This window comes from Streptomyces sp. NPDC002853 (genome assembly GCF_053591915.1).
On record NZ_JBSFUS010000018.1, the window covers coordinates 19,139 to 43,111 of the forward strand.

28 protein-coding genes and 3 pseudogenes are annotated in these 23,973 nt (G+C 67.6%); 18 read left to right on the forward strand and 13 right to left on the reverse strand.

What is annotated here, in order from left to right; translation table 11 throughout:
• Positions 1 to 32 precede the first annotated feature (32 nt).
• The 4 genes from ACWD02_RS38270 to ACWD02_RS38285 all read right to left on the reverse strand — a co-directional run bounded on the left by ACWD02_RS38270 (position 33) and on the right by ACWD02_RS38285 (position 2,900).
• A complete protein-coding gene (locus tag ACWD02_RS38270; RefSeq protein WP_451220077.1) occupies positions 33 to 467 on the reverse strand; it encodes an SgcJ/EcaC family oxidoreductase in 435 nt (144 codons plus the stop codon).
• A gap of 15 nt (positions 468 to 482) precedes the next feature.
• Positions 483 to 1,412 carry a helix-turn-helix domain-containing protein gene (locus ACWD02_RS38275; RefSeq protein ID WP_451220080.1) on the reverse strand — a complete coding sequence of 310 codons (930 nt, stop codon included), beginning with the start codon at positions 1,410 to 1,412 and terminating at the stop codon, positions 483 to 485.
• A gap of 243 nt (positions 1,413 to 1,655) precedes the next feature.
• On the reverse strand, positions 1,656 to 2,525 hold the full coding sequence (locus ACWD02_RS38280; RefSeq protein ID WP_451220083.1) for an IS5 family transposase: 870 nt from the start codon (positions 2,523 to 2,525) through the stop codon (positions 1,656 to 1,658).
• 231 nt (positions 2,526 to 2,756) lie between these two features.
• Positions 2,757 to 2,900 (reverse strand): hypothetical protein, encoded by a 144-nt coding sequence (locus tag ACWD02_RS38285; protein ID WP_451220086.1) that lies wholly within the window; start codon positions 2,898 to 2,900, stop codon positions 2,757 to 2,759.
• A gap of 50 nt (positions 2,901 to 2,950) precedes the next feature.
• On the opposite strand from ACWD02_RS38285, the gene ACWD02_RS38290 reads away from it, so the two are divergent.
• The 5 genes and pseudogenes from ACWD02_RS38290 to ACWD02_RS38310 all read left to right on the forward strand — a co-directional run bounded on the left by ACWD02_RS38290 (position 2,951) and on the right by ACWD02_RS38310 (position 6,000).
• On the forward strand, positions 2,951 to 3,550 hold the full coding sequence (locus tag ACWD02_RS38290) for an ISL3 family transposase (protein ID WP_451220089.1): 600 nt from the start codon (positions 2,951 to 2,953) through the stop codon (positions 3,548 to 3,550).
• 19 nt (positions 3,551 to 3,569) lie between these two features.
• Complete coding sequence (locus tag ACWD02_RS38295) at positions 3,570 to 3,968, forward strand: hypothetical protein (protein ID WP_451220091.1); 399 nt, start codon at positions 3,570 to 3,572, stop codon at positions 3,966 to 3,968.
• Between the two features lie 24 nt (positions 3,969 to 3,992).
• Positions 3,993 to 4,187: a hypothetical protein gene (locus tag ACWD02_RS38300; protein ID WP_451220094.1), complete on the forward strand. Its 195-nt coding sequence runs from the start codon at positions 3,993 to 3,995 to the stop codon at positions 4,185 to 4,187.
• A gap of 80 nt (positions 4,188 to 4,267) precedes the next feature.
• Complete coding sequence (locus ACWD02_RS38305) at positions 4,268 to 5,080, forward strand: phytanoyl-CoA dioxygenase family protein (protein WP_451220096.1); 813 nt, start codon at positions 4,268 to 4,270, stop codon at positions 5,078 to 5,080.
• Between the two features lie 59 nt (positions 5,081 to 5,139).
• Positions 5,140 to 6,000: pseudogene (locus ACWD02_RS38310) on the forward strand (AraC family transcriptional regulator).
• Between the two features lie 489 nt (positions 6,001 to 6,489).
• Here the strand turns inward: ACWD02_RS38310 and ACWD02_RS38315 are convergent.
• A pseudogene (locus ACWD02_RS38315) lies at positions 6,490 to 6,711 on the reverse strand (transposase); the annotation flags it as partial.
• Positions 6,712 to 6,866: 155 nt separating this feature from the next.
• Here ACWD02_RS38315 and ACWD02_RS38320 point away from each other — a divergent pair.
• From ACWD02_RS38320 to ACWD02_RS38345, 6 genes are all read left to right on the forward strand, one after another.
• Positions 6,867 to 7,232 (forward strand): C40 family peptidase, encoded by a 366-nt coding sequence (locus ACWD02_RS38320; protein ID WP_451220379.1) that lies wholly within the window; start codon positions 6,867 to 6,869, stop codon positions 7,230 to 7,232.
• Between the two features lie 148 nt (positions 7,233 to 7,380).
• Positions 7,381 to 8,745: a serine/threonine-protein kinase gene (locus ACWD02_RS38325; protein WP_451220099.1), complete on the forward strand. Its 1,365-nt coding sequence runs from the start codon at positions 7,381 to 7,383 to the stop codon at positions 8,743 to 8,745.
• Positions 8,742 to 9,098, forward strand: coding sequence for a hypothetical protein (locus ACWD02_RS38330; protein ID WP_451220102.1), 357 nt, complete (start codon positions 8,742 to 8,744; stop codon positions 9,096 to 9,098). Before ACWD02_RS38325 ends, ACWD02_RS38330 begins: the two co-directional genes overlap by 4 nt.
• 519 nt (positions 9,099 to 9,617) lie before the next feature.
• Positions 9,618 to 9,809: a toxin-antitoxin system HicB family antitoxin gene (locus ACWD02_RS38335; RefSeq protein WP_451220105.1), complete on the forward strand. Its 192-nt coding sequence runs from the start codon at positions 9,618 to 9,620 to the stop codon at positions 9,807 to 9,809.
• Positions 9,806 to 10,102: a hypothetical protein gene (locus ACWD02_RS38340; protein WP_451220108.1), complete on the forward strand. Its 297-nt coding sequence runs from the start codon at positions 9,806 to 9,808 to the stop codon at positions 10,100 to 10,102. The genes ACWD02_RS38335 and ACWD02_RS38340 overlap by 4 nt, the downstream gene beginning before the upstream one ends.
• A 970-nt stretch (positions 10,103 to 11,072) precedes the next feature.
• Positions 11,073 to 11,372: a hypothetical protein gene (locus tag ACWD02_RS38345; RefSeq protein ID WP_451220111.1), complete on the forward strand. Its 300-nt coding sequence runs from the start codon at positions 11,073 to 11,075 to the stop codon at positions 11,370 to 11,372.
• Positions 11,373 to 11,427: 55 nt separating this feature from the next.
• On the opposite strand, the gene ACWD02_RS38350 is transcribed toward ACWD02_RS38345, so the two are convergent.
• Positions 11,428 to 12,723: a DUF3326 domain-containing protein gene (locus ACWD02_RS38350; RefSeq protein WP_451220114.1), complete on the reverse strand. Its 1,296-nt coding sequence runs from the start codon at positions 12,721 to 12,723 to the stop codon at positions 11,428 to 11,430.
• Positions 12,724 to 13,145: 422 nt separating this feature from the next.
• Here ACWD02_RS38350 and ACWD02_RS38355 point away from each other — a divergent pair, with 422 nt between their 5' ends.
• A complete protein-coding gene (locus tag ACWD02_RS38355) occupies positions 13,146 to 13,688 on the forward strand; it encodes an N-acetyltransferase family protein (RefSeq protein ID WP_451220117.1) in 543 nt (180 codons plus the stop codon).
• A gap of 108 nt (positions 13,689 to 13,796) precedes the next feature.
• On the opposite strand, the gene ACWD02_RS38360 is transcribed toward ACWD02_RS38355, so the two are convergent.
• Positions 13,797 to 14,621 (reverse strand): SDR family NAD(P)-dependent oxidoreductase, encoded by an 825-nt coding sequence (locus ACWD02_RS38360; RefSeq protein ID WP_451220120.1) that lies wholly within the window; start codon positions 14,619 to 14,621, stop codon positions 13,797 to 13,799.
• Positions 14,622 to 14,745: 124 nt separating this feature from the next.
• Between ACWD02_RS38360 and ACWD02_RS38365 the strand changes: the two genes are divergently transcribed.
• Entirely contained in the window at positions 14,746 to 15,195 is a 450-nt protein-coding gene (locus ACWD02_RS38365; protein WP_451220122.1) for a MarR family winged helix-turn-helix transcriptional regulator, read from the forward strand.
• A gap of 623 nt (positions 15,196 to 15,818) precedes the next feature.
• Here ACWD02_RS38365 and ACWD02_RS38370 read toward each other — a convergent pair.
• Positions 15,819 to 16,592 carry a hypothetical protein gene (locus ACWD02_RS38370; RefSeq protein WP_451220124.1) on the reverse strand — a complete coding sequence of 258 codons (774 nt, stop codon included), beginning with the start codon at positions 16,590 to 16,592 and terminating at the stop codon, positions 15,819 to 15,821.
• Positions 16,593 to 16,711: 119 nt separating this feature from the next.
• On the opposite strand from ACWD02_RS38370, the gene ACWD02_RS38375 reads away from it, so the two are divergent.
• Positions 16,712 to 17,068, forward strand: a complete 357-nt coding sequence (locus ACWD02_RS38375) for a hypothetical protein (protein ID WP_451220126.1) — start codon at positions 16,712 to 16,714, stop codon at positions 17,066 to 17,068.
• Positions 17,069 to 17,389: 321 nt separating this feature from the next.
• Here the strand turns inward: ACWD02_RS38375 and ACWD02_RS38380 are convergent, their stop codons facing one another.
• A complete protein-coding gene (locus ACWD02_RS38380; protein WP_451220382.1) occupies positions 17,390 to 17,623 on the reverse strand; it encodes an Imm49 family immunity protein in 234 nt (77 codons plus the stop codon).
• Here ACWD02_RS38380 and ACWD02_RS38385 point away from each other — a divergent pair.
• Entirely contained in the window at positions 17,594 to 17,761 is a 168-nt protein-coding gene (locus ACWD02_RS38385; RefSeq protein WP_451220414.1) for a hypothetical protein, read from the forward strand. The genes ACWD02_RS38380 and ACWD02_RS38385 overlap by 30 nt on opposite strands.
• Positions 17,762 to 17,897: 136 nt before the next feature.
• On the forward strand, positions 17,898 to 18,509 hold the full coding sequence (locus ACWD02_RS38390; protein ID WP_451220129.1) for a hypothetical protein: 612 nt from the start codon (positions 17,898 to 17,900) through the stop codon (positions 18,507 to 18,509).
• A gap of 111 nt (positions 18,510 to 18,620) precedes the next feature.
• Here the strand turns inward: ACWD02_RS38390 and ACWD02_RS38395 are convergent, their stop codons facing one another.
• The 4 genes and pseudogenes from ACWD02_RS38395 to ACWD02_RS38410 all read right to left on the reverse strand — a co-directional run.
• On the reverse strand, positions 18,621 to 19,202 hold the full coding sequence (locus tag ACWD02_RS38395; RefSeq protein WP_451220131.1) for a hypothetical protein: 582 nt from the start codon (positions 19,200 to 19,202) through the stop codon (positions 18,621 to 18,623).
• 32 nt (positions 19,203 to 19,234) lie between these two features.
• Entirely contained in the window at positions 19,235 to 19,615 is a 381-nt protein-coding gene (locus ACWD02_RS38400; protein WP_451220385.1) for an ISL3 family transposase, read from the reverse strand.
• Between the two features lie 111 nt (positions 19,616 to 19,726).
• Positions 19,727 to 20,002, reverse strand: a complete 276-nt coding sequence (locus ACWD02_RS38405; protein ID WP_451220417.1) for a hypothetical protein — start codon at positions 20,000 to 20,002, stop codon at positions 19,727 to 19,729.
• A 361-nt stretch (positions 20,003 to 20,363) separates the two neighbouring features.
• A pseudogene (locus ACWD02_RS38410) lies at positions 20,364 to 20,845 on the reverse strand (YdcF family protein); the annotation flags it as partial.
• 461 nt (positions 20,846 to 21,306) lie between these two features.
• Between ACWD02_RS38410 and ACWD02_RS38415 the strand changes: the two are divergent.
• Together ACWD02_RS38415 and ACWD02_RS38420 are read left to right on the forward strand one after the other, a co-directional pair.
• The gene (locus ACWD02_RS38415) at positions 21,307 to 21,669 is read left to right on the forward strand and encodes a hypothetical protein (protein WP_451220133.1); all 363 of its coding nucleotides are present in this window, start codon (positions 21,307 to 21,309) and stop codon (positions 21,667 to 21,669) included.
• Between the two features lie 64 nt (positions 21,670 to 21,733).
• On the forward strand, positions 21,734 to 23,905 hold the full coding sequence (locus ACWD02_RS38420; protein ID WP_451220136.1) for a tetratricopeptide repeat protein: 2,172 nt from the start codon (positions 21,734 to 21,736) through the stop codon (positions 23,903 to 23,905).
• Positions 23,906 to 23,973: the final 68 nt, after the last annotated feature.

Here is a 23,973-nt window from a genome sequence, read left to right on the forward strand (position 1 = left end):
GTTCTGGGGAGCGAGGCGGGCGCCGGGCTCCGTCACGTGGTCGCCTGTGCGTCCATGGTCATGGCGGACTCCAGCGCGACCTGGCGCGCGTTCAGCAACGTCGCGATCTCCCAGCGGTCGTGCCGGCGGGCCATCGTGAACAGCTGCAGGAAGTACCGGGTCGGCAGGGGTTCCGTTTCGCCGGCCATCGTCATGCCGAAGCGGTGGTGGATGACGGCGGCATCCGGCGCGACGAGCCGGACGAACTCCACCTCGCTCCGCACGAGCCGGGAACCCTTCAGCACCGTGTCGAAGGCCGACTGCTGAGCTGCGATCACCGCGTCACGTCCCTGATGGACCGTGCCGTCGAAGTCGATGAGCTCGGCGTCCTGCGCGAAGTCTGCGGCGAACGCGGCCGCGTCGCCACGGTTCCACCCCCCGATCATGCGGGCCGGGACAGTCTGCAGAGTGTCGAGCGACGCATCCATTTCAGAGCCCTTTCCTCATTCATTCTCTCCGCAGCCATGCTTGCCCGGCTCGGGGAGAGAGTCATTGACGATCAGCGCACCGTTGTTGGACACGCGTGCCCCCGGGCTGTGTCCGTAGGTGGCCTTGAACAGGCGGCTGAAGTGCGCCGGGTCCGCGAAACCCCATGAGGCGGCCACCGCGGCGACCGTGGTGTTCCTGCGCGCCAGGTCCGCGCGGCACCGCTCCAGGCGCCGCCTGCGGATGAGGGCGGCCACGGTCAGCGGCTGGTCCTGGAAGAGCTTGTGCAGCCGGCGCACTGACACATGGTGCGCGGCGGCCACCTTGGCCGGGGTGAGATCCCGGTCGGACAATCTCGCCTCGATGAAACCGACGACTCTCGTGCGCAGTACGTCGTCATCGACCGGACGGATGTCCCCCAGGCGGGACGCCAGCGCCACTGCCGTCAGTTCGATCACCGCGGCCGCCGACCGTTGCGCCTCGTGGGCGCGGAACCCGTCCAGGGACCGCGTCATGTCCCGTACGAGCGAGGAGACCAGAGCTCCGGGTCCCCGGTCCCCACGAATCCGTACGCCGACCAGCCGCGCCGCGTCGTCCGCGCCGAGCCGCAGCAGATGTCGCGGCATCAGCATGGTGACGTGCCTGGTGGCGGAACTGGCGAACCGCACCGGCCGTACCGGGTCGATGAGAACCAGGTCCGTGGGTCCCAGCACAGCGGTGCTGCCGCCCTGCTCGGCGCGTACCTGCCCACGTGTCACCACCTCGACCTGCCACAGCTCGCTGTCGCGCGCACGTGCGGAGCGGGCGTCGCGGAAGCACTCGCCCTCCGGGGTCACCAGCTCGGTCAGGCGCAAGGGGCCCAGCTCGCGGCTGACCATGCCGGCACGAAAGTCCTCGCCCGCGTGCCGGTCGCCGCGCAGCGGCGGCAGCCCGCTGTGCTCGAACATCCGCAGAAAATCGTCGGCACTCTTCGGCCGGGCCTCGGCTTGCGCACCATCACTGCGTCGCAACCCCTCAGCATCCATTAGGGCAGTGTTCCATCTTCGCCACCGCACAAGTGCCGACGGGGCCCGGGACCCTCTCCCAGGGCGAGGAACTACAGGGAACAAGCCGGATGCGGCTGTGGCCCCGAAGCCTTCGGCTTCGGGGCCACAGCGAACCGCCTTAAGATGTCGTTTCATCCTGTTGTTTCATCCCTGGATGCGGCTTTGGTGTGCTGGAGTCGGGTCGCGCCAGGAGATCGTGCTTTCGCCGGTGAGGCGGCGGGCCATGAGGTCAGTCATGGCGAGGTGGATCATGGCTTCGGAGCGATGCGGATGGGTCTCGTAGTCGCGCGCCAGGCGGCGGTGCAGCATCAGCCAGCCGTAGGTCCGCTCCACCGCCCACCGCTTCGGGATCGGGGTGAACCCTTTGGTCCCGGGGGTGCGTTGGACGATTTCGAGGTCGATGCCGAGGGTGGCGGCGTGCTCGATGAAGTGTTTGCGGTAGCCGCCGTCGACCCACACCTTGCGCAGGCCGGGGTGGTCGGCGGCGGCTTGTTCCAACAGGGTGCGGCCTGCGGCGGAATCCTGGACGCCGGCCGCGGTGACCAGCACCGCCAGGAGCAGGCCGAGGGTGCCGGTGATGATGCTGCGATTGCGGCCCACGATCTTCTTGCTGGCGTCGATGCCCTGGCTGGTGGCGGGAACGCTGGTGGAGGTCTTCACGCTCTGCGCGTCGATCACGCAGGCCGACGGGTGTTTGTCGCGCCCTTCCTGCTGGCGTACCAACTCCCGCAGTAGCCCGTTGAGCTGGGCGAAGATGCCGTCCTTCTGCCAGTGGGCGAAGTAGCCGTAGACCGACTGCCAGGGCGGGAAATCGTGCGGGAGATAGGCCCACTGACAGCCGGTGCGGCCCACATACAGGATCGCATTCATGATCTCGCGCAGGTCATGCCGAGGCGGGCGTCCGAAGTCCAGGGCCCACCCGCGGCGCTCGAAACGCCAGGCGGACAGCACCGGCTCAATCAACTCCCAGCGGGCATCGGACAGATCACTCGGATACGCACGGCGATCCCTCATGACCTCGGCATACCGCCGCCCGGGGGCGTGCGCCCAGGCGTGCGTCCTGGGGAAGCGCAGCACGGAACAGACCGGGGCGTCCTGGAATGAGACAGACGTAAGCAGCTCTGCACCTCATTCGTCACACCACCCGCCTCGCCAGAAGAAGCATCCCCTCCAGCCTCATCAGCAGCACATCGAACGGCAGACCAAACCAACTCAGAACACCGCACTCAGGAGGAAAACGACCTCTTAGAGGGCAGGGCGGGCGCCAGATATCAGGGGGGTGGTCATTCCCTGCGCGGCGAGGCGCCAGAAGGCGAACATGCAGCGGGCGGCGAAGTCGTCGTGGACGTCGTTGATGCGCTCGCCGTTCCACTCCCCCATCTCTGCCACGGGTTCGGCCCGCCACTGGGCGGCGCTGTTGAGCCACGACTCCGGAAGAGATGTTCACCGGACAGCGGCAAGACCGCCCGACCAGGCTCGACGCCTACAAGCCCTACCTCGATCAGCGCTGGCAAGAAGGCTGCACCAACGCCTGGAAACAATGGGAGGAAATCAAGGAGCAAGGCTGTCCCCGTGGCTACATCGGCGTCCGCGCCTACGTCAGCAGGAATCTTCGCGGCAAGCCCCAACCGGTCGGCCCCCGACCGTCATCGGCCCACACCATCACGCGCTGGCTCCTCACCCACCCCGACGCCCTGCCCGAAGGCGACGAGACCCGCTTTAAGGTCGTCCTGGCCAACTGCCCCGAACTGACGGCACTCTGCGAGCATGTGCGCTTCTTCGGCCACATGGTGGCCCACCTCCAGGGCGACCAGTTGCCCACCTGGATCGAAGCCGCCACGTCCGCTGTCGACCTGCCCAGCCTCCGGCATGTCGCCCAGCACCTCGAACGCGACCTCGACGCCGTCACCGTCGGCCTCACACTGCCCTGGAACTCCGGCGTCGCCGAAGGCCACATCAACAGGATCAAGATGCTCAAGCGCCAGATGTTCGGCCGCGCAGGATTCGAACTCCTCCGCAAACGCGTCCTACTGGCTTGACCTAAAAACCATCATCTGCATGAACTCGCTCGCCCGCGTCCAAGGCGCGCTGAGCACCCGCGCGCATCCGACGGGCATCCGCGACCATGCGACGCGCCGTTTCACGCTGCTGCAGGGCCCGCGCTCTGACCACGCAGTTCCACTCGTGCATCTCCCGCCTCCAGGCCACGCTGCCCACCTCAAGCGTTCCCATCACAGCCCCCTCGGGGCCGAGCTCGCCGAGCCGGAGCATGGCGACAAGAGCCTGAGCGCAGGTTTCTCCGCACACCGAGGCCAGCGCCTACCAGAGATCAACAGTCACGCTGCGTACGCGACCACACAAAATGGACCAGAGCCCGAGAACGAGCAGCAGATGTCCACCACTTCGGAAGGCACTTTCGCTGCTCGCGGAATAGAACAAGGCCATGGCGTTCTCTGATCATTTCGGGGCGTTGGACAGGGCATGAAGATCATTTCTGTGCTGGTGGCTATTACGGCCGTGCTGCCCTTGGCTCTCCCGGATCAGAGCACCGCCGCTCCCGAACCCCTCGCGCGCGATCCGGGTGAAGACCCGCCAAAATCACGGGCCTCGGGGAACGCTGACACAGCCGTTGCACTGAGAACGATCAAGGCCGGGTTGGTGGCGCGCGCCGCCTGACCGCGCTCCGGTGATCACGCGATAAAGGCGGTGCGGAAAATGTCGGGTGACCAGGGCCGGTGTCGCCACACGATGGCGGCATGGATGACACGACCTTGGTATCAAGTTTCCTCCGCGACGGCTTCGTGAAACTGGAGGGCGCTGTCGCGCCGCGCGTGGCCGCGGACTGCGCGCGGCTGCTGTGGCGAGAGACGGGCTGCGACCCGGACGACCCGTCGACGTGGACGCAGCCCGTGCACTGGGTGCCCGGCATGGGGCAGGGACCGTTCGCCGCCGCACCCAACTCACCGTCCCTGCACCGCGCGTACGACCTGCTCGTCGGCGCGGGACGCTGGGAGCCGCGCTACTCGCTGGGCACGTTCCCGCTGCGCTTCCCGCACGAAAAGGAGCCGGACGACGCGGGCTGGCACATCGAGGGGAGCTATCTGCCGGAGGGCGAGAGCTGGTACTTCACGAATCTGCGCTCCCAGGGCCGGGCGCTGCTGATGCTGTTCTTGTTCAGCGAGGTCGGTGAACAAGACGCTCCGACCCGGATCCGGGTCGGCTCGCACCTCGACGTGCCGAAGGTGCTGGAGAAGTACGGACAGGACGGGGCGAGCGGGCTGACCCTCGCCCCCGATCTGGTGGCGGCGTCCGACCACCGGCCACTCGCCCTTGCCACCGGGTCCCCTGGCGACGTCTTCCTGTGCCATCCGTTCCTGGTGCACGCGGCGCAACCGCACCATGGGGTGCGGCCGCGCTTTATGGCCCAGCCGCCGCTGATGCCGGCCGCACCGTACGAACTGGAACGGGCCGACGGCGCTTACTCACCCGTGGAGATCGCGATCCGCCGGGGCCTGGGACAGAACACCACCGGTCCGGACGCAGACGGCACCGACCGCAGCGCCGGATAGGCGTGCTTCACGACCATCGCCGGCCAGGCGGTGGTGAAAAAAGGGGGAGGAGAACGGGCGTGTTGGAGCGGCTGAACCAGGCCATGGAGCACATCGAGCGCCAATTGGACCAGACCATCGACGTAGCCGAGCTGGCGCGCATCGCGGCGACCTCGGAGCACCACCTGCGCCGGATGTTCTCCGCGCTCGCGGGCATGCCGCTGCCGGAGTACATCCGACGCCGCCGGCTCACCCTCGCAGGCGCCGAAGTACTCGCGGGGCACGACACGCTGCTGGAGATCGCCGTGCGTTATGGCTACAGCTCCGGTGAGGCGTTCGCGCGGGCGTTCCGTGCCATGCACGGCATCGGACCGGGCCAGGCCCGGCGTACCGGCGCCGCACTCATCTCCCAGTCCCCGATGGCCTTCCGCCTCACCATCGAAGGGAGCAGCAGTATGCAATACCGCGTCGTAGACAAGGCGGACTTCACTGTCGTCGGGCTCAAGACCCGGGTACCGCTGGTACATGCGGGACCGAACCAGACAATCATGGACTTTGTCCGCGGGATCGATCCGCAGACCCTGGAGCGCCTGGAGAAGCTGTCGGACCAGGAGCCGCACGGCATCGTCGCGGTCTGCGACGGCATGGACCCCAGCCGCGCCGAGGGCACCGAACTCAACTACCACCACGGCGTGATCACCTCCGCGGCCGCTCCTGACGGCACGACCACGTTGGCCGTCCCGGCCGGCACCTGGGCGGTCTTCACCACCTGCGGACCGGCACCGCAGGCCATCCAGGAACTGTGGCGTGACGTGTTCACCGAGTGGTTCCCGTCGAACCCGTAACGCACCCGCACGAGCCCCGAGATCCTGCGCACCCGCCTGCCGCCGGAGAAGACCGAGGCCGACGCCGAACTGTGGCTCCCGGTAGAGCCCGGCTGAACGCAGCACCCTCGCACCGATCGGACCATGATTGTTCTCAGCGCCAACAGCTGTACCGGTGCCCCTACCGACGCCAATTGCATCGGATGCGAATACGCGACACCGCAACATGCGAGCCCACCAGTCCGAGGCCGAGCACCCGGCGGACCGCTGTACGTTCAGATGCCAGCCCCGACACCGGAGGACATCCGCGCTGGCGAGACGTCAGAACCCGCCTTCGGATGACCTTGCCTCAGCAGCCCGACCCGCCGCGCTAGCACTCCACGCCTATCGAACACTCGCCGTCCGCGATGCCTTCCGAAGTGGTGAACATCTGCTGCTCGTTCTCGGGCTCTGGTCCACTTCGTGTGGTGCTGGTCTGGTGTGCTGACGCATCGTCCCGGCGAGGAAGCCTGACCTGCGAGTACCGGGGCGGCCGTAGCCGGGACGATCACGGTTTCGGTCAAGTCCACAAGAAGTGGGCCAGAACCCGTTCTCGTGAACAAAGCCAGTGCCGTCCGCCGACCAGCGGCGATGCCTTTCATAGACGGTCTGCCAGGGCCCGTACCGCTCCGGCAGGTCCGGCCACGGCACCCCGGTACGGGCCCGGAGCAGCACCCCGTTCACCACTGTCCGGTGATCGGACCACTGCCCACCGGGCCGGTCGTTGGCTGGCAGCAAGGGCTCGATCACCTGCCACTGTGCATCGGTCAATTCATGTCGCCGCACCATGCCCGACGCCTGCCCGCCCCAGAACCTGAACCACCCCACCGCACACGAGCCATCAGAAACGGCCTAGCGGAAAGATCAAAGCAGGAGGCGTGGACACCGGCGACGACGCCGACTACTAAGACAGCAGCGCGGTCGGCGGGCGTGCCGGGGACGTCATCCAGGCCGCCCTCGCCCAGCAAGGCCGCCCCTACGTTTGGGGTGGCGGCAGCACCAGCGGCCCCACCCGAGGGGGCTTCGACTGCTCAGGCCTGTTGGTGTACGCCTTCTACAAAGGCGCCCACATCGCCCTCCCACGCACCTCACAAGCCATGCGCGGCCTCGAAAGCAAACGCCCCGTCTCCCGCAGCACCCTGAAGCCCGGCGACATCATCGTCATCAACAACGACGGCAACTGGGGCCACGTCGGGCTCGCCATCGGAGGCGGAAAGATGGTCCACGCCCCCAGGCCAGGCAAGAGCGTCGAGACCGTGCCCCTCAGCGACTGGACCCAATACGACTGGGCCATCCGCCGCGTCCTGTAGTTCGCTGCCCCCGGCATCTTGAGTGGTGCTCCCAACTCCACTACCGGTTGCCTCCTCGAAGTGGGACAGAGCAGGGGCGCTGGGTTGCCAGATTCCGTAGGCTCTCGACTGAACACACATGGGGCCGAGGGAAGTTGGGAGCGTCACCTTGCAATCACAGGCTGGCACCGGCCCGATCATCGGGGGGCGCTACCAAATCGTCACACGATTGGGAAGCGGCGGCTTCGGGACCACCTGGAAGGCGCAGGATGTACTGCTGAACGTGGAGGTCGTGCTGAGGGAGGTTCCGCTCTCCGGCTCGGCCACAGCGGACAGCGGGGTTGTCGCCCAGGTCAAGCAAAACGCACGCCAGTTCGCACAGCTTCGTTACCGCCCCGACGTGGTCTCGGTGTTCGACGTGCTGGTCGACAGCGGCAGGCTCTGGATCGTGACGGAATGGGTGGAAGGCACGTATCTGGAGCAACTGCTCCAAGAGGGACCGGTGCCGAACCGGCAAGTGGAGCGGCTGGCCCGGGACTTGTTGGTCGCGTTGCAAGCCGCTCACGTGGCAGGCGTCGTGCACGGCGACATCAGACCGGCCAACATCCTGCAAACGGAAACCCGGAAGTTCGTGCTCTCCGGCTTCGTGGATGTCCCGCTCTCCCTCTCCCCGGGAGCACCAGTACCCCCAGGTGGCGGGCCTGAGTACGTGGCGCCGGAACTGCTGGAGCGCGAGGAACCAGCCAGCGCGGCAGGCGATCTGTTCTCACTGGGCGCGACCCTCTACCAGGCGGTGGAGGGCTACTCTCCGTTCCGGCGCAGCTCGACGGTCGAGACTGCAGCGGCCGTGATGTTCGAAGAGCCTCGCCCGGCACAGCGAGCAGACCGGCCGTTGGCCCTGCTGATTCACGCCCTGCTGGCCAAAGACCCCCGCGAGCGACCGAGCATTGCCCAGGCCCTGGAGGCGTTGGACGGCATCTTCCCGGAGCCCACGCGGGCCGAGGCCGATCCCACACTTACTGAGGCGATGGCGCATCCAACGTCTGCGGCAGCCTCCCACAGCGTCCATCATCTTCTTGGGCTGTCCCTGGCCAAGGTCGCGGTGCTGGTGTCGGGAATTAGCCTGCTACTGGCAGCAGGAGTACCGCTGGGGCGCACCGTCAGCGAAATACCTCACGAGTGGGTCGTGGTCGGCTTGTTGATCGTGCTCTGGGCCGTATTGATCGTCCGTGGCGTCAGCGCCGCCCTGCACAGCCAGCCCCAAGTCCGGCAGCGGCAAGCACCAGCCGTGATCGCGGCCACGCCTGTCAGGACTCGGCGCGCCAGATCCTTCTGGGAAGGCTTCACCGACGTGGGTTCCTTCAGCGACGTGCGCTCCCTGGTGCCCCCACACCCGACACGGCACGAACGTCTTCGCCTCGCCTACAACGAGTTGGGGCCCCCGCCCGGCCTGCCTCCTACAAGCCCTCTGCGAGAACCGGACCAGCCCCGTTCCCCAGCTCCGGATCACGACCGCGGGACGGGGGGACGATGAGCGACGCCACACCGCCACCCGAACGTCAGGCCCCGACAGGGCCATCGGGAACCTGGCAGGACCTCCCGCTGCAGGAACAGATCGAAGCATGGAACGCCGCCGTCCCCAACAGCGCCGAGCGAATGTTTCGGCAGGTCGAAGCCGACTACGAACACCGACGGCACATGGATCGGATCGACGTGCGCTTCCGCGTGTTCGGCGCCGTATTCGCCTCCACCCTTGCCGTCGCTATCGTCGGCACCGCCTACTACGTCATCGCTGAAGGCTCAGCCGCGGCCGGAGCCGGCCTGCTCGGAACAGGCGTCGCAGGCCTCGTGGGCATCGTGCTCCAGCGCCACCGCAACCAGCCGTAGCCTCACGGCCAGCTCACCCCGGGCCAACACCGCCAGGGGAGATGCTCCCTACGTGCAGCGCCCCCCTGGCGCAGAGGGCGATCCAGTCATCTTGCCCCGCACCCCCATGGGCCCGCCGCCAGGTAGGCCCATGCACCCGTTGACGCCCCCCGTCGACAGGGCCGTGCACGCTGGCTTTCGCCGGCTGACGCCCTTGGGCCAGACGACGTGGACGGGGATGCCTGGCCGTCGGGCCCTGCGGCACTCGACTCACACGACGGATCAATCACCGTGAGGATCGGAGAGGCCACTGGCTCTGCCCGATGTCCGTGCAGCCCCACGATCGGTCCAGCGCCTTGCCGTCACCGACCTCCTGGTCGCCCATGACCGACGCCCGTCAAATCGTGGCGCGGGACCGGGCTCCCAGGCCGCGCCGGAGTACGGCAAAGCAAGGCCTGCGGCGTCCAGCTCGGCGCCAGTTCCCAGCCCGGAAGCCACTACCGATATACGCCACCGTATCCCGGTGGCTACTCTGGTGGCATGAGTGTAATGACATTGCGCATCCCTGATGATCTGGACCCCTCGATCCGGGCGAGCGCCGCGGCGGCCGGAATGTCGCTGAACGCCTACATCGTGCGCGCCGCGCGCCGTCAGTCCGTCCTCGACGCCGCACAGCAGCTTGCTGCGCTCGGTCTCGGTGACAATCTGGCCGGCGAGGGCGACACTCTGTGAGGCGTGGAGACGTCTGGACGCTCACCGACGGCCGCAACGTCCTCCTCGTGTCCCTCGACGGTCTGGAGGCCACGTTCGGCGCGGTGCTCGCGATCGTGCTGCACCCTTCCGGCCGCTTCCCCGACACCGCCATGTCCGTCGTGATCGGTGACCCGCTGCCGTGCACCGCAGTGGCGGTCAATCTGCAGCAACTGCGCACGACCCGCTTCGAGGGCGCGCAGCACGTCGGCACGGTAGCCGCGGAGACGATGGCACGCGTCGACCAGGCATTGCGCGCAGTCCTCGATCTGTGAACGTTACGCCGCGCAACGACACCGCCATGCTCTGGAGCGGCTCTCCGCGGGGGGACAGCAGTTCAGGACGATGATCACCAGGATGGGGGAGCCAGTGGGCATGCTAAGAGGCAGTGTCATAACCCCTGGCCCGTGACGTTACGTGATGGTTGCCGGTCATCGGAGGCGATGACGTGGAGGCGGCGACGGCCTGGCCGTAGCCGCAGGCAGCCTTCCCGCCAGCCGGACGGCGGCCAGGGTGTAGCCAGCGATGATGATGGCGAGCAGAAGCCAGCCGACGTCCGGTGCCCACAGGCGGATCAGATCCTGGTCGGCGCAGGTGGCCAGCGGGACGAGGCCCTTGGCCAGCCAGGCCAAGCCGATGCCGTCGAGGGTCCAGCCCGCAGTGCCGGTCAGGAGCCGCAGACGGCTGCGCGGCTTGGACGCCGGGCGGAATAGCCGGTAGGCGCCAGGCGATCTCAGCCGCGGCAGGGGCCAGGACACTCACCAGGACGGCCAGAATCACGTGGTACGAGGTGTCGGGCGTGGGCACGTTGGGCTGGCCGCCGGCGAGGACGCGGGCGGCGCCCAGCCCGGTGGCGGTGAGGTCGGCGCCCTGAAAGTAGCCGTGGATGTTGTGCATCACGACGAAGGCGCGGTCGGCGCCGGGCAGCAGCACCACTGTGGCCTGGTAGCCGGGGGGAGGCACCGCTGTGGCAGATGGTGTGAGTGCCCAAGGCGGCGTTGCGGGCATCGTTGCGCCAGCCCAGGCCGTACTTCTGGGTGCCGCTCACGAGGGCGGCGCCCCGGTGCATCTCGGTCACCGAGCGCCGCGTTAGCAGTTGGTTCGGTCCGTAGGCGCCGTTGTTCAGGTGGGCCACAGCGAAGTGCGCGAGGTCTTCGACGGTGCCGCCGAGGTAGCCGTAGCTGGGGCCGGTCTGATCGAAGCGGGTCTTAGAGGCCCTAACAAAGGCGTTGGACGTGGCGGTGGGTGTCTCAGCCGTGCGTAACGGCTGTTGGCCTCGGGCACCTCGCTGTAGAGGACGGCGCGGCTGACACCGAGAGCCTTCGCTACGCCGGTGATCGTCTGCTTGGGGTCGGCGAGGAGTTCTCGCGCCTGTGCGACCTGTTCATCCGTCATCCTTCGTGGCGGGACGAGCGCGATGGGGTTTTCTTCCTCGGCTGCGTTCACGTCGTCCAGGGCACCACCGCCCACCCGACGCAGGCCCTGTTCCTGACCGACACTGAAGCCGCTGACTGGGCCGCCGCCGCGGCGGCCGGGAAGATCTGACCGGCCGGACACACCGCGGGCCCCGGGGGATCAGCCACGTCTCGGAACCTCCGAATCAAAGCTTTCGAGGCGGGCTCTGCACGGTTGGGGAAGCGGCGGCCGGCCCCAGTGTCCGCAGCGGCCGGGCGATGGTTTCCGGGTTGATGCCGCTGCGCAGGGCGAGGATCAGCCCGGCCGCCTCGGCGTAGTTGGCGACTTCGGTCACGCCTGGCAGGCCAAGGGCACCTGCGGTGACGTCGAGGATCGTGCTATTCCCGCGTACGGCGATCACGGGGATCCGCTGACGGAGTGCTTCGAGTACTGGGATGCCGCCGAGCGCATCGGCCGGGGCAACCATGGCGACCACATCGTGGAAGTTCACCTCGTCGGTCAGCCGGGAACCGCGGGAGGCGGACGAGATCTGAGGGGCGTTGGCCAGGCCGATGAGTACGCAGGCGAGCCCACTGGTGGACGCCATCTCTCCTGCGGAACGGGCATCGACGACGGGATGGTCGAGGTGCAGGTCCTTGAAGTTCATCATCGGAGCGTGGGCGGCAGGGACCCCAAAAGTGCGGACGATCAGGTGGGAGAGGACGGCCTCGGCGCCGCCGACCGGGTTGGCGTGGCTGCCACTGAAGTGCGCGGAATAGTCCTGGCTGGTGAGGCCCTGCACATTGGTGGTGACGGCGATGGCGTTGGCGCCCCGGTCGATCAGGGCCCGGGCGGCATTCAGCAGCACCTCGGGGGCGTCGATCTGTCCCGCATAGGCGCCGGACTCATTGCGGACACAGCGTGTACCGATAGGCCGCTCAGTGACGACACACTCGGCGATGTCGATACCGTGCACGGCGCGCACCGCGTTCGTCACATTCAAGACGTGCTCCACGGCTTCCGGCGCGGCGGCTTCGATGATCAGTCCGATCCGGTTGCTCTGGGACCGATGCAGACTGATGGCCCCGCGGGCGAAGGAATCGATGCATGAGCCCTCGGTGTACAGGATCCGCTTGCTGGTATTGATGAAGTTGGAGGCGTTGAGTGCGTTCGGGTTCGTTACCACCAGGTCGCAGGCCTGGGCCAGGAGCGCGGTGGCCGGGGCCGCATCCCCGGCGTAGCCCCCGACTGAGCATCCGATCCCGGTGGGAATGAGGCTGACGACGGTATCGAGCCCAGATCGGGAGAGGGCAGGCGGCGTGGGTGGTCCGGGGAGGGGCCCTGTGTACTCGGTGCTCTCCACGACGATGCGGGCCCGGTCGGCCGCGCTGATGAACCAGCGCAATGTGGGTTCCTTGAAGGAGTTCTCCACGAGCAACAGGAGCGCGTCGGCGTCACGGATGTTGGAGCGATCGAGTTCATACCTGCGGTTCGAGATCACGGCGCGCCACGTCCTCTTCGTCATCATCGAGCTCACTTACAGTCGCGGGGCCGCGTCCAGCCTCACGGCACCTGCCTAGAATCGGCGCGGCCTCGCATCCTGCCAGGGGGCACCCGGAGCCCGTAGTGCTGCCTCATCCTCCGTGCGACGACCGTCACGGCGTTTCCACTCCTTCCTACGCCGCCCCCTGCGGGGAGACGTAGGAGCCCTCCCCGGTCGCGCGAGGCAAGCACCAACTGGCGCCCGAATGTCACTCGAACACGCCCAGGGCTCGTCCTGGAACCTAGAGGTCGGGGTCGCCCGGGGGTGAGACTCCCCGGGCGACCCGACCTCTAGGTTCGGAGGTTTCGAGACGGGCTCCGACGACCTGGCGGACCATGTGTTCACCGTGTCCTGGTCCCGCCCAGCACGTTGAGGACCACATGGATATGCGTGTCGCCGGAGGCAGAAACGGACCGACAGCCGACGGCGGTCACCACCATGAAAGCGCGCCGCACATCGAGACCCTGAGCCACGACCAGTGGCCCCTGCTGCGCGCCCTGCGTCTGCGTGCGTTGGCCCAATCAGGCCACTTGCTCGACGGTGCTCCCCAGGTCGAGGCCGAGGAGCCCCCGGCGTACTGGCAGCAGCTTTTGCGAGAGGCCACGTTCTGGCATGCCGCTGTCGACGGCCGTCCAGCCGGTCTGGTCCGCTACAGCCGCCAGGGCCGGGTGGGGCAGCTGGGCAGCCTGTGGGTCGAACAGGACGACCGCCACCAGGATTTGGCCCGCTGCCTCACGTTGACGGCCATCGAACACTCCCGTCACAACGGCGACCAGGAGATCCGCTTCTGCGTGGTCCCCGGCAATCGCCCGCCGCTGCACTTGCTGCGCAGCCTGGGAGCCGTCCCTACCGGATGGCTGATCCCGCGCAGCACGCCGCCGCACATCCTGCGCCTGGAACTTCGGCTTGAGCACTCGCTGTGAATCTATGGTCGCAGGACGATGCCATACCCGAGCCAGACGTAACGGAGTCGGCTGCGCGATGCCGAAATCGGCAGCCTCTCGGATGCCGTCGTCACCCCCGCTTCCCCGTCACGACGCCGCCGGGTCCACGTCGCGGACGTCGTCGAAACCGAGTTTCCGGTTGAGCCCGCCCGTGACGCGCGTGACCGCGCCTCGCGGCAGCAGGCGCGGCACCCAGGTCGTGGGGCGGCTGCCGAAGCCACGTCCGGGGTAGGAGACGGATCGCCCGCGCGCGAAGTCGTTCAGCGTCCGTGCCGCCACACCCTCCGGGGAGTCCGCGGCCTTCGGGTGCATGGTCGCGGTCGTCCCGTCGAAGAACCCGGTGTCGGTGGCGCCCGGGTGTGCCGCCATCACCCGTACACCGGTTCCCCGCAGCTCCTCCGCCAACGCCTCACTGAACGAGAGCACGAATGCCTTGGTGGCGGCGTAACTCGCCTGGTACGGCATGGGCTGGAAGGCAGCCGTGGAGGCGACGTTGACGATGCCTCCGTGTCCGCGTGCCAGCATCTCTGCGCCCAGAACGTGCGTCAGGCCGATCAGCGCGGTGACGTTCACGTCAACCGACCGCATGTTCGGTTCCAGGGGGCGGCCGAGGAACGGTCCGACCGATCCCATCCCGGCGTTGTTGACCAGCAGGTCCACGCTCAGCCCGCGCGTCGCCAGCTCGTCGGCCACCGTCCGCGGGGCGTCCCGTTCGGAGAGGTCCGCGGCGATCACCTCGACGCGTACGGGGTGTTCCTCCCGTATCCGTCCGGCGAGCTCGTGCAGTGCGTCGGCGGAACGGGCGAGGAGGACGAGGTGTGCGCCTCTGCGGGCCAGTTCACACGCGTAGGCCGCGCCCAGTCCCTTCGAGGCGCCTGTGACGAGGGCTGTGCTGCCGGTGTAGTCGTGCATGGGGCACTGCTTTCTGTCCGACGGGAGATGAGCAGCCGAAAGCGCAGATGCTTCGAGGCTCGAATGAATCCGCGCCGAACGTAACACTTCGAGACTCGAAGCAGAAGGCCACTACGATGAGGCCATGACCCGAAGCGCCCGCGCGGCACTCGAAGCGCTCGAAGCGGCCGTGGTCGCGAACCACGAGGTCTTCATGCGGACCAGCGACCGGCTCGCGCCCGTACTGGCCGAGCTCGGCCTGACCCACGCGACGGCCCAGGCACTCTGGACGATCGACCCGGACGAGCCGCCGCCGTCGATGAAGGAGATGAGCAAACGGCTGTTCTGCAACGCGCCCAACCTCAGCTTCGTCGTCAACCAGCTCTCCGACCGCGGCCTCGTCGAACGGTCCGTCGACCCCGCCGACCGCCGGTCCCGCGTCGTGGTCCTAACAAAGAAGGGGCGGCGCGTACGGGCCGAGGTGGTCGGCCACACGCTCGCCGCCACCCCCTTCGCCGGGCTCAGCCCCCAGGAGGCGCGCCAGCTGACGAAGCTCCTGGGGAAAGCCCTCGATGCCGCCACGGACGCGGGCTGAGGGGCGCGCGGCCAGGCCACGTAGCCGAGCCGGGTTCCCCCGGCAGGACCCGTCCGCCCGGGCAACCCCAGTCAACTGGGCTTGGCGCTTCAGGACCCAAGGCCGGTACGCCATGTACCCCGGCGGCCGCGTGCAACGGGCACCCGTCCATCTACGCGGATTGACGCACATGACCGTTACCGTCGGCCGACGCCCTGGCTGGCATCGCTGAAACGCCCCTTCCCCCGAGACCCCGGAGTGCCAGCAAGCGACCAGACGACCGCACCGTGCTCCCCCCTGGCCGAGCCCGCCGAGCGGGACCGTCATCCCACTGCGACTACCGACCGGCGAAGGGAAGCTTCTGCCGTGCGCGTCGCCGCCAAGCGGCCTAGGAATCACGAGGACACGCTGCGGAGTACTGGATGCCGACCTGGCCGTCCTGCACGCCGCGGAGAACGGAACCCACCCCCCGGCACTGACGCCGCCCCCCGACGAGACGGACCGAGTACCGGTCGCCTCCAGGAATCGCTGACAGAGCGGTGCCTGGCCGCTCACCCCAGGCGCCGCCGCGCTGCTCGCCCGCCCTGCCCCCCTCTACGCATCAAGTCTGCGAGGCATCTCTTCCAGACTTCAGGAACATGCGGTCAGCCATGCGTGCCGGCCTCCGCCCGCTGGTCGTCTGCCAGCTCGATCAGGGCGAGCACTGCGGCGTGGCGGCCCTCCTCGGCCACCAGCCGCTGGGCCTCGCCTGGCTCGGCGCCGATCTGGTAGAGGTCGTGCTGACGCTCCGTCCAGTCGCGCAGGACGGCGCGGGCCTCGTCCGGTGTGGTGTCGATCGCGGCTGCGACCTCGGACCAGGTGGCCCCTAGCAAGATGGCCTCGCGGATGTCGCCCGCGCGGCGGGCAGCGAGGCCGCGGCGGATCGACTCCGACAAGGCGAGCACGGCCAACACGTCGCCGGCACCTCCACGTTCGACCGGGCCTGGGAAGTCCGCGGGCAACGTCCTGTTCATCAGTCGGTCGACGTGCCCGACGCGCTTCGCCATCTGCCACGAAAGCGGGACCCGTCCACCAGAAATCATGCGGACGTCGTCCGGGCGGCGGACAGCACGTTCGTTCCAAAGCTCGTACTCGGGTGTACTCATGCGCCCCCTCAGGCAGCCGAGCCCGACGGCGTCGGTGTCCGACCACCCTACGTAGTCTCGTCGTTCAGTTACCTGCCGGGAGCCATCAGAGCACCACAGCAGGAACATCGTCCTGAAGGTGTAGTCATCCCAAGTGTCACGCACGAGAAACGCACCCGGAGCATCCGGCTGCGGCTGCGGCTGCGGCTGCGCGAAGCACCCCTCCAAGACCGTGAACTGCATCAAGCCCCCGAGCCGCATCTCTTCACCTCTGCTGATCCTGTATGCCGTCACGGTAGGACTCCGTACGCACAGGGCCCTCCGCTGGCCGTGGGTATGGCGGCGGGCTACTCAGGAGAACTAGGTGCTCGTGCCCAAGCGGAGCGCGGTGCCTGCCGTCTAGCATCCCGATCATGACCGTTGAGCAGATGCAGATGACCGGAGCGAGTGACCAGGTGGCGGGGCGTCAGCAGACGCTGGGGACGGCGTCGCTGGTACTGGGTGCTGTCGCCGCCGCGATGATGGTCTGCCCCTTGCTACTGGTCCCGATCCCGACGTGGATCCGCCTGCTCCCCCTGTATCTCCTCCTGCCCGTGGGGCTTTCGGCGATAGTTACAGGCACCGTCGCGCTGCGCAGAATGCGGGACCATGAGGGAGCCGATCGCTACCGGGCACGGGCGGGCGTCACACTCGGCACCGCAGCCATCCTGATTCCACTAACAGTGATCACCTGGGCAATCTGGGCACTGAGCCAGGTCCGAACCTACTAGACGGCGATCCGCGTCGAGGCTCCGAGACGAGCTCTGACTGAGTGCTTGGCCCAACGTTAGGTTCCGCGCCAGTTCCTGAAGTGGAAGCCCCTTTCACGGGAGTTGTGGCCAGTGGCTGCTGTCGGGCGAGGCTCCTTGTTGGGCCGGGGCCTGGCGCCGGCGAGGGAGCGCTGACGTCCTGTGCCGCAGCGGGTCGACTTCCTCGATCGCACTGGAAAAGTACCGCCTGGGCGCACTGGCCCTGGAGACCCTGCAGAACCGTGGCCGTCTTTCCCCCTAGGGAAATTTGTGAGCGTCCACAGGAATCCTTCCGCGATTGGCTCAGGTGTCGATCTCGCCCGCCCAGGCGAGGTCCAGCAGAGCCTTCGGCAGGTACTGCGAGTCCACCTCGATCGGGAAGCCCCGGTCTCGTGCGAGACGGGCGCTGGCCAGCGAGCCGGGGGCCACATAGCCCTCGCTGCTCATGGCGCGGTCGTCCTCCCCCCGCGAGCAAAACTTGCCGAGAGAGACCGCGTCCTGGCGCAGATGGCCAAAGGATGGGCGATCGGCTGCCAGTACTACGAGAACAACGTCTACCTCCTGTCCGTAGCCTCCATCCTCGCGGAGGAGCAGCGGTCGGTGTTGCATCGCGAATTCGCGGAGCTCGGTGCCGCCTGGCACGCGGAGTGCGGCACGGGGGCAAGCACGGCATAGGTGCGGCGGGCGGGGAGGCTGCGCAGGGTGGGCAGCCAGCGGCGATCTGCCCGGATCGGGAAGGAAGGGCCAGGCGGCAGGTCTTTGCTGCGGGGTCGTGCCGGTCTGGGCGGCAGCGCCGGTCTACGCTCGCGGCATGGGCATTTGCATGGAACTCCTGATCGTCGACTGCGCGTATATAGAAACCGAGCCGACCGAGTTGCGAGCCGACCTGGTGGAGACCGCCGCGTTCGGCAGCGACGACGCCTGGGGGCTCGAGTACCCGGAGGGATGGACATGGCCGGATGACCAGAACCGGCCCTGGTACGCGCGCTATGAGTTCCGCAATACCCTCACCTCGTACAAGCCGCACTTCTGGGCTGGTGAACGCTGGGACAAGATGCGAGAGTTCGTCCGGCCCGGACTGCGTACGGCTCTCGATGAGTTCAGTGCTCCGTTGTTCTGGGGCGAATACAACTGGGAGTTCGCGGACCCTCCCTTCACCCCTTCCGTCCCGGTCCGGGAAAACCACTGGTGCCCGGAGACCATGAAGTGGCTCCTCCCTGAAGATGTGACAGTGCTCCAGCAATTCTGGACCCTGGTCGAGCCTGGCCTGCCGTCCCTCCGCGAACCCTTCGAACAGCACCTCGCCGAGGCCACAGGGCGGGTCAGCACCTTCTCGTCGTTTGCCGCCCTCGTCATCGAATGGGGAGAGGTCGTCACCGAAGCGGCAGGCCGCGGGTGGGGCATCATCGGCCTGAAGTGCTGACACAGACTCGCCGGCTGGCGTTATTCACGAGTTGTGGTTCTGGCTCGCTTTCCGTGACGCGTGCACGGTGGGTAATCTTGGCTGAGAGACCAGTGGGACCGAAGGTGGGCCTCAGGTGCAGACAATGGGGCAGCCGCGTCGCATCGAGTGTTGTGCAGCGCGCAGGAACAGTGCGACGTAGAAGGCTGTGTCCAGGTCCTTGGTCCACGGCCCTGTTCGACCAGCGGCAAGTTGCTTTGCTTCGTGCCTGAACCACGTGCTCAGGTCGAGGTTGTCGCATGTCGCCGGGGTATCAGCTGGCAGATCGATGGCTGCCGCCAGCTTCTCGGCGAGCGGTAGTACCTGAGGAGCGCCGGCCACCATGGACTCGTGGTCGTCGGACTCGATGGGCAACCAGATTTCCTCATCGAGCGAGAAGGGCACGAGCACGGTCCAGCCGCAGAGGGTCTCAGATTCCTCTCGTGACAGGTGCGTCTGACACAAGGTGAGTAACCCGGTCATGTCAGGGGTCAGCTTTTCCTCGAAAGCTTGCCCTGAGCCAGGTGCGAAGTCCGTCTCTGCGGGGACGTCCTCGTAGGGCGGCAGGCCGCGCCGCCTGAGTTCAGCATCGAGTGCCGAAGCGACTTCACCCCATCCGTCCTCTTCGTCACCGAACCATTCCTCCGCGCTGACGCTCACCAGGTAGACACCCATGTGGGGAAGCTATCGAGGGCATCTGACATCGATCAGTGAGCCAACAGGACTCGCTTGCGGAGCAGTGCGAAGCCGGCCCGGCCGAACATCTGGCGCTTGAGCATCTTGATCCGGTTGACGTGTCCCTCAACGATGCCGGAACTCCAGGGCAGGGTGAGTCCGGCGATGGCCGCGGCGCGGTCCAGGTCGATGCCGACCGCGAGAGTGTGAAGGCTGGGCAAGACGTCCTTACGGACGGCGTCGAGCCACTGCGGCAGCCATTCGCCCTGGCGCTCGGTGGGCATCTGGGCGAACGACCGCACGTGACCGGTCAGGGCATCGAGTTCGGGGCAGTTGGCCAGGACGGCCTTGAGCCGGAGCTGCTCGATCTGAGTCAGGGTCTCGGGTCGGCTGAGAGTCCATCTCGTCACCACGCGGGGTGCCGGCGGTTGCGCGGTGACCGGCCGTGGCGAGGTGCGCTTCTGTCGCAGGTAGGCGCTGACCCGGCCGTAGCTGCCGCGATAGCCCAAGGGAACAATCTCCTCTCAGAGCCGCCACGCGTTAATGCAGCCCTCGTCCCAGCGTTCGTCCAGGTAAGGCTTGTACTCATCGAGGACTGAGGTCCTGGTGTGCTGCCACTGGCCGCGGAAGAGGTCCTCTGGCTTCGCAGAGTCTGTCACGGTGACGTTGCGGCCGTCGTCCGTGCGCAGCGTCATGCCTGGCTTGAGGTCTCCGGCCTCGACCCAGTCCTTCTGGTCGACCGACCAGAAGGAGGCTAGGTGCCGTAACCGCAGCTGCCAGCCCCACTGCCTGACCGGCATAACCGAGGGTGTCGCCAAGCGAGAGCAATCCGTTGGGATCGATGCGGTTGGCGGGTCGCCTTCGGCGTACAGGTAGGGGTTCTTCTCTTGCCCGGAGGGGTCGGGGCTGTTGAAGCGGCCGATGTTGGGGTCGTAGTAGGGGGCGGCGAAGGCGGGCCTGCTCGGAGGCGGGCCGCGCGACGGCCTCGGTGATGTCGGCCTCCTGCTTGGCACGGGCGGCCTCGGGCCGGCCGAGGTCCTCGAGGTAGACGCAGAAAAGACATCGAGGCGTTGCCCCCTCAATTCCACGCCCTCCTACGCCACTTCCAAGACCGCTGGCTGGGCTGGTGGAATTGCGCAGAGCCCTCCCGTTGGCAGCCAGTCAGGTAGCAAGGAGCCTGCTCGTGAACCCGTCGTTGATGAGAGACGCGTAGGCGGCATGTACGCCCTCCGGAACGTTTTGCTCGATGGCGAAGCCGAGCGCTGGATACTCGATGATCCGCTGGAGGTCGCCAACGAGCATGTCGACGACGAGCTTTTCGTCGCCGACATGCTCTTGAGGTAGTGGTCGAACTCCTGTGGCTCCGAAGCACAGATCACGTTGACCTCGGGCCACATCTTGCGGGCGGTGGCGAAGGAGCGTCGCTCCATGTACGGCTTCGATACGAGCAACACCGACTTCGGCGTGATACCGGCAGCGGCGAGGACGTCGCGGGAGAACGTGATGTTCTGGCCAGTGTTGCCTGCCTTGGGCTCCAGCAGGATGGCGCTGTCGGGGACACCGAGTTCGAGGGCGTGCTCGCGGAAGTGGACGGCTTCGCCACGCGGGAATCGGGCGGCGGTAGTGGGGCTGTTCCCGCCACTGACCGGTCTTGGCCTGAAAGAGCTTGTTCGTCAAGCGCCAGAGAGCGAGCACATCTGCCGCCCGTGTCGGCCCTGCCGCAGAAGCGTCTCGTGCGCTTCATGACCAAGGAGTCCTGGAAGGGCACCGAGACGGGATGCGGGCTCTTGCCCGCGCGGATCCGCAGTCGACGACGGAACTGGTCGCGGATCGCGGCGATCCGGTGGCGTCCGACTGGCCGTTCAAGAGTAGCCGGTCGAGGGGTACGCGGCCCCACGCAGTCTGGACAGAAGGGATCGAATGCTATGCACTGATTGGGACGCGGGAGGAGGCATCCAGGGTGTTGACGGAATCGTTGACTGTGCTGGCTGCGGCCGGTGGTTCAGCAGTGGCGACAGCGGCGGGGACCGACGCCTGGGCGGGATTGCGGGGTCGGGTCGCCTCACTCTTTGGCCGAGGCGATCAGCGCGCCATGGAGACGGCCATGGAACGGCTGGACCGGGCCGCGACCGAACTGGAGAGCACGCCGGACTCTCAGGGGGCGGAGGTTCGCACCCGGATGGACACTGTGTGGCGTACGCGGTTCGAGGACTTGCTGGAGAGCATGGACGAACCCGAACGGGCCGAAAGCGCCGAGCAACTGCGTGAGTTGATCGAGATGGTGCCCAAAGTTGCCGGGCAGGAAAGCGACGTGCGGAATGCTGTGGTCACCGGTGCCGGTGCCATGGTCGGCGAGCACGTGGACATCCACGCCGAGCAGGGCTCCTTCGCCGCTGGTGCAGCCAACATCAGTGGGTCGGTGACCTTGGGCGCCACCCCTCCACGGCCGGGTACGTCACGCTCCTGAACGTACCCGGCATGACACAGGCCCGACCGAGGCCCCACAGGGAGGTGCCACCGCCGACCGGTCATTGACCGTCCGGTCGAGCCACGGTGGCGTAGCCATCGGCACGCTGTTGCAGGGCGGAGAGCCCGAGTCGACCGTGCTCACCTTGGCGCCGCCGCTGGGTCTGCTGGATCCGGATCTGCCGCTGCGGGGCCGTGACGCTGCCTTGCGGGAGCTGACGGGGCTCCTCGACATGGAGTCGGACGGATCTCTGCACGTCGTACACGGAATGGGCGGTTGCGGAAAGACCTCGCTGGCGCTGGAACTGGCCCGCTCCGCGGTGGAGAGAGCGGTGCAGGTCTGGTGGGTGGACGCCCGGCAGGCGGCTTCGCTGGAGGCCGGGTTGCGCGCGGTCGCACGGCAGGCGGGCGCCACCGAGGTCGACCTGCGTTCGGGGATAGCGGCCGACGCACTGTGGCACTGCCTGCCGACCCTGGACCAGCCGTGGCTCCTTGTGGTGGACAACGCCGACGACCCCGCTGAACTGAACGGCGCCGGGCTCCTGTCCGCTGGAACCGGCTGGATCCGGCGGCACACCGCGCCGCACGGCCATGTCGTGGTCACCACTCGCGACGGCACGCGTGCCACGTGGGGGCCCACCGCTGTTCTCCATCCCTTGGACACCTTGAGTGACACGGACGGGGCTCACGTACTGCTCGATCACACCGGGGGTCGGGCGGGCGGCACCACGGAGGCGGAGAATTTGGCGCACCGTCTTGGCGGCCTTCCGCTGGCCCTGACGATGGCCGGCTCTTACCTCTCCCGCACCACGGAGATCCCGGCGGCCTTTCGCGAGGCGCAGACGTTCACCACGTTCACGGCGTACCGAGACGCCCTGGAGGGCGGGTTGGGCCTCGTCAACGCCGAGCAGGCCATCGCTCAGACCTGGCGCTTGTCCCTGGACCTGCTGAGAAAGCAGGGGCAGCCGCTGGCCCAGCCCCTGCTGGACCTGCTGGCCACCTTCGCTGATGCGCCCCTTCCCTATACGTTGCTCCTGCATCCCCCATCCCTGGCCGCGACAAGAGCGTTTCCCGGCCTCGACGGTCCCGGCTTGTGGGAGCTGCTGCAGGCGCTGTCGGGCGTCGGGCTGATCCGACTGCTCACGGCGCCGGAGCCCGGTTCCGGTCCTCCACTGGCCCGGCTTCATCCGTTGATCCGCGACACGAGCCGTGCACGCGTCGATCTCCCCACGGCCGTCGCGCTGATGCACCGCGTGGCACTCCACGACACCACCGGAGTGCCCGAGGACGTCGCATACTGGCCCACGTGGCAGGTCCTGCTCCCGCATGCGCTGCATCTGTCACACCGCATCGCCTCCGCACACCTGCCGATCGGCGTTGTCGAGGACTCGTTGCGGTGTGCGCAGCTCGCGGTCCGCTACCTCAGCGCCCGCACGTTGTACGAGCCGGCCCACGAGGAGACCATCCGCATCCTCGCCGTATTTCGGAACGCACTGGGCGACAGGCACCCCGGCGCACTGCACACCCGGCATCACCTCGCTCACTTGCTGCACAGCCAGGGCAGACTGGACGAGGCGCGCGCAGAATTCGAAGCGGTCCTGGCCGACAAGCGCGCCTTGATGGGCGAGGACGATCCTTCCACTTTGGCCACACGGCACGAGTTGGGGCGGCTGCTGCACGACTGCGGTGAGCTGGACATCGCACGCACGGAGCTCCAAGAGGTGCTGGCAGCCGAGGAGCGGGTGCTCGGCCCCAACAACCGGTACACCCTGAACACCCGTCATGTGCTTGCCCGCGTGCTGTACGACCTGGGCGACGCTCTTGTGGCCAGACGCGAGTTCGAGGCCATCCTCGACGTCCGGCGGCAGACGCTGGGGGACGAGCACCGCTCCACGCTGACGACTCGCTACAACCTCGCGCACATCATGTACGACCTGGGCGAACTGGGCGCGGCGCGGGCCGAACTGGAGGACGTGTTCGCCGCTCAGCGGCGGCTCCTTGGCGACGAGCACCGAGCCACCTTGAACACCCGGTATGCCCTGGCCTGCGTACGGCGTGAACAAGGTGAACCGGCATGGGCGCGCCGGGAGTACGAGGAGATCATCGGCGTACAGCAACGCGTGCTGGGGAAGAAACATCCCGACACCCTGGCCACTGCCCACAGTCTGGGCCGGCGGACTGAAGGGGCGGGCATGGTGCCCATGACCGGCTGGCGACGAGGCATGCGCTGGGCTTGACCCGGCCGGCCTCGGCAGGAGCAAGCCGACCCAAGTCCGCACCCAGGACAGGAAGGGAGTCAGGGCAG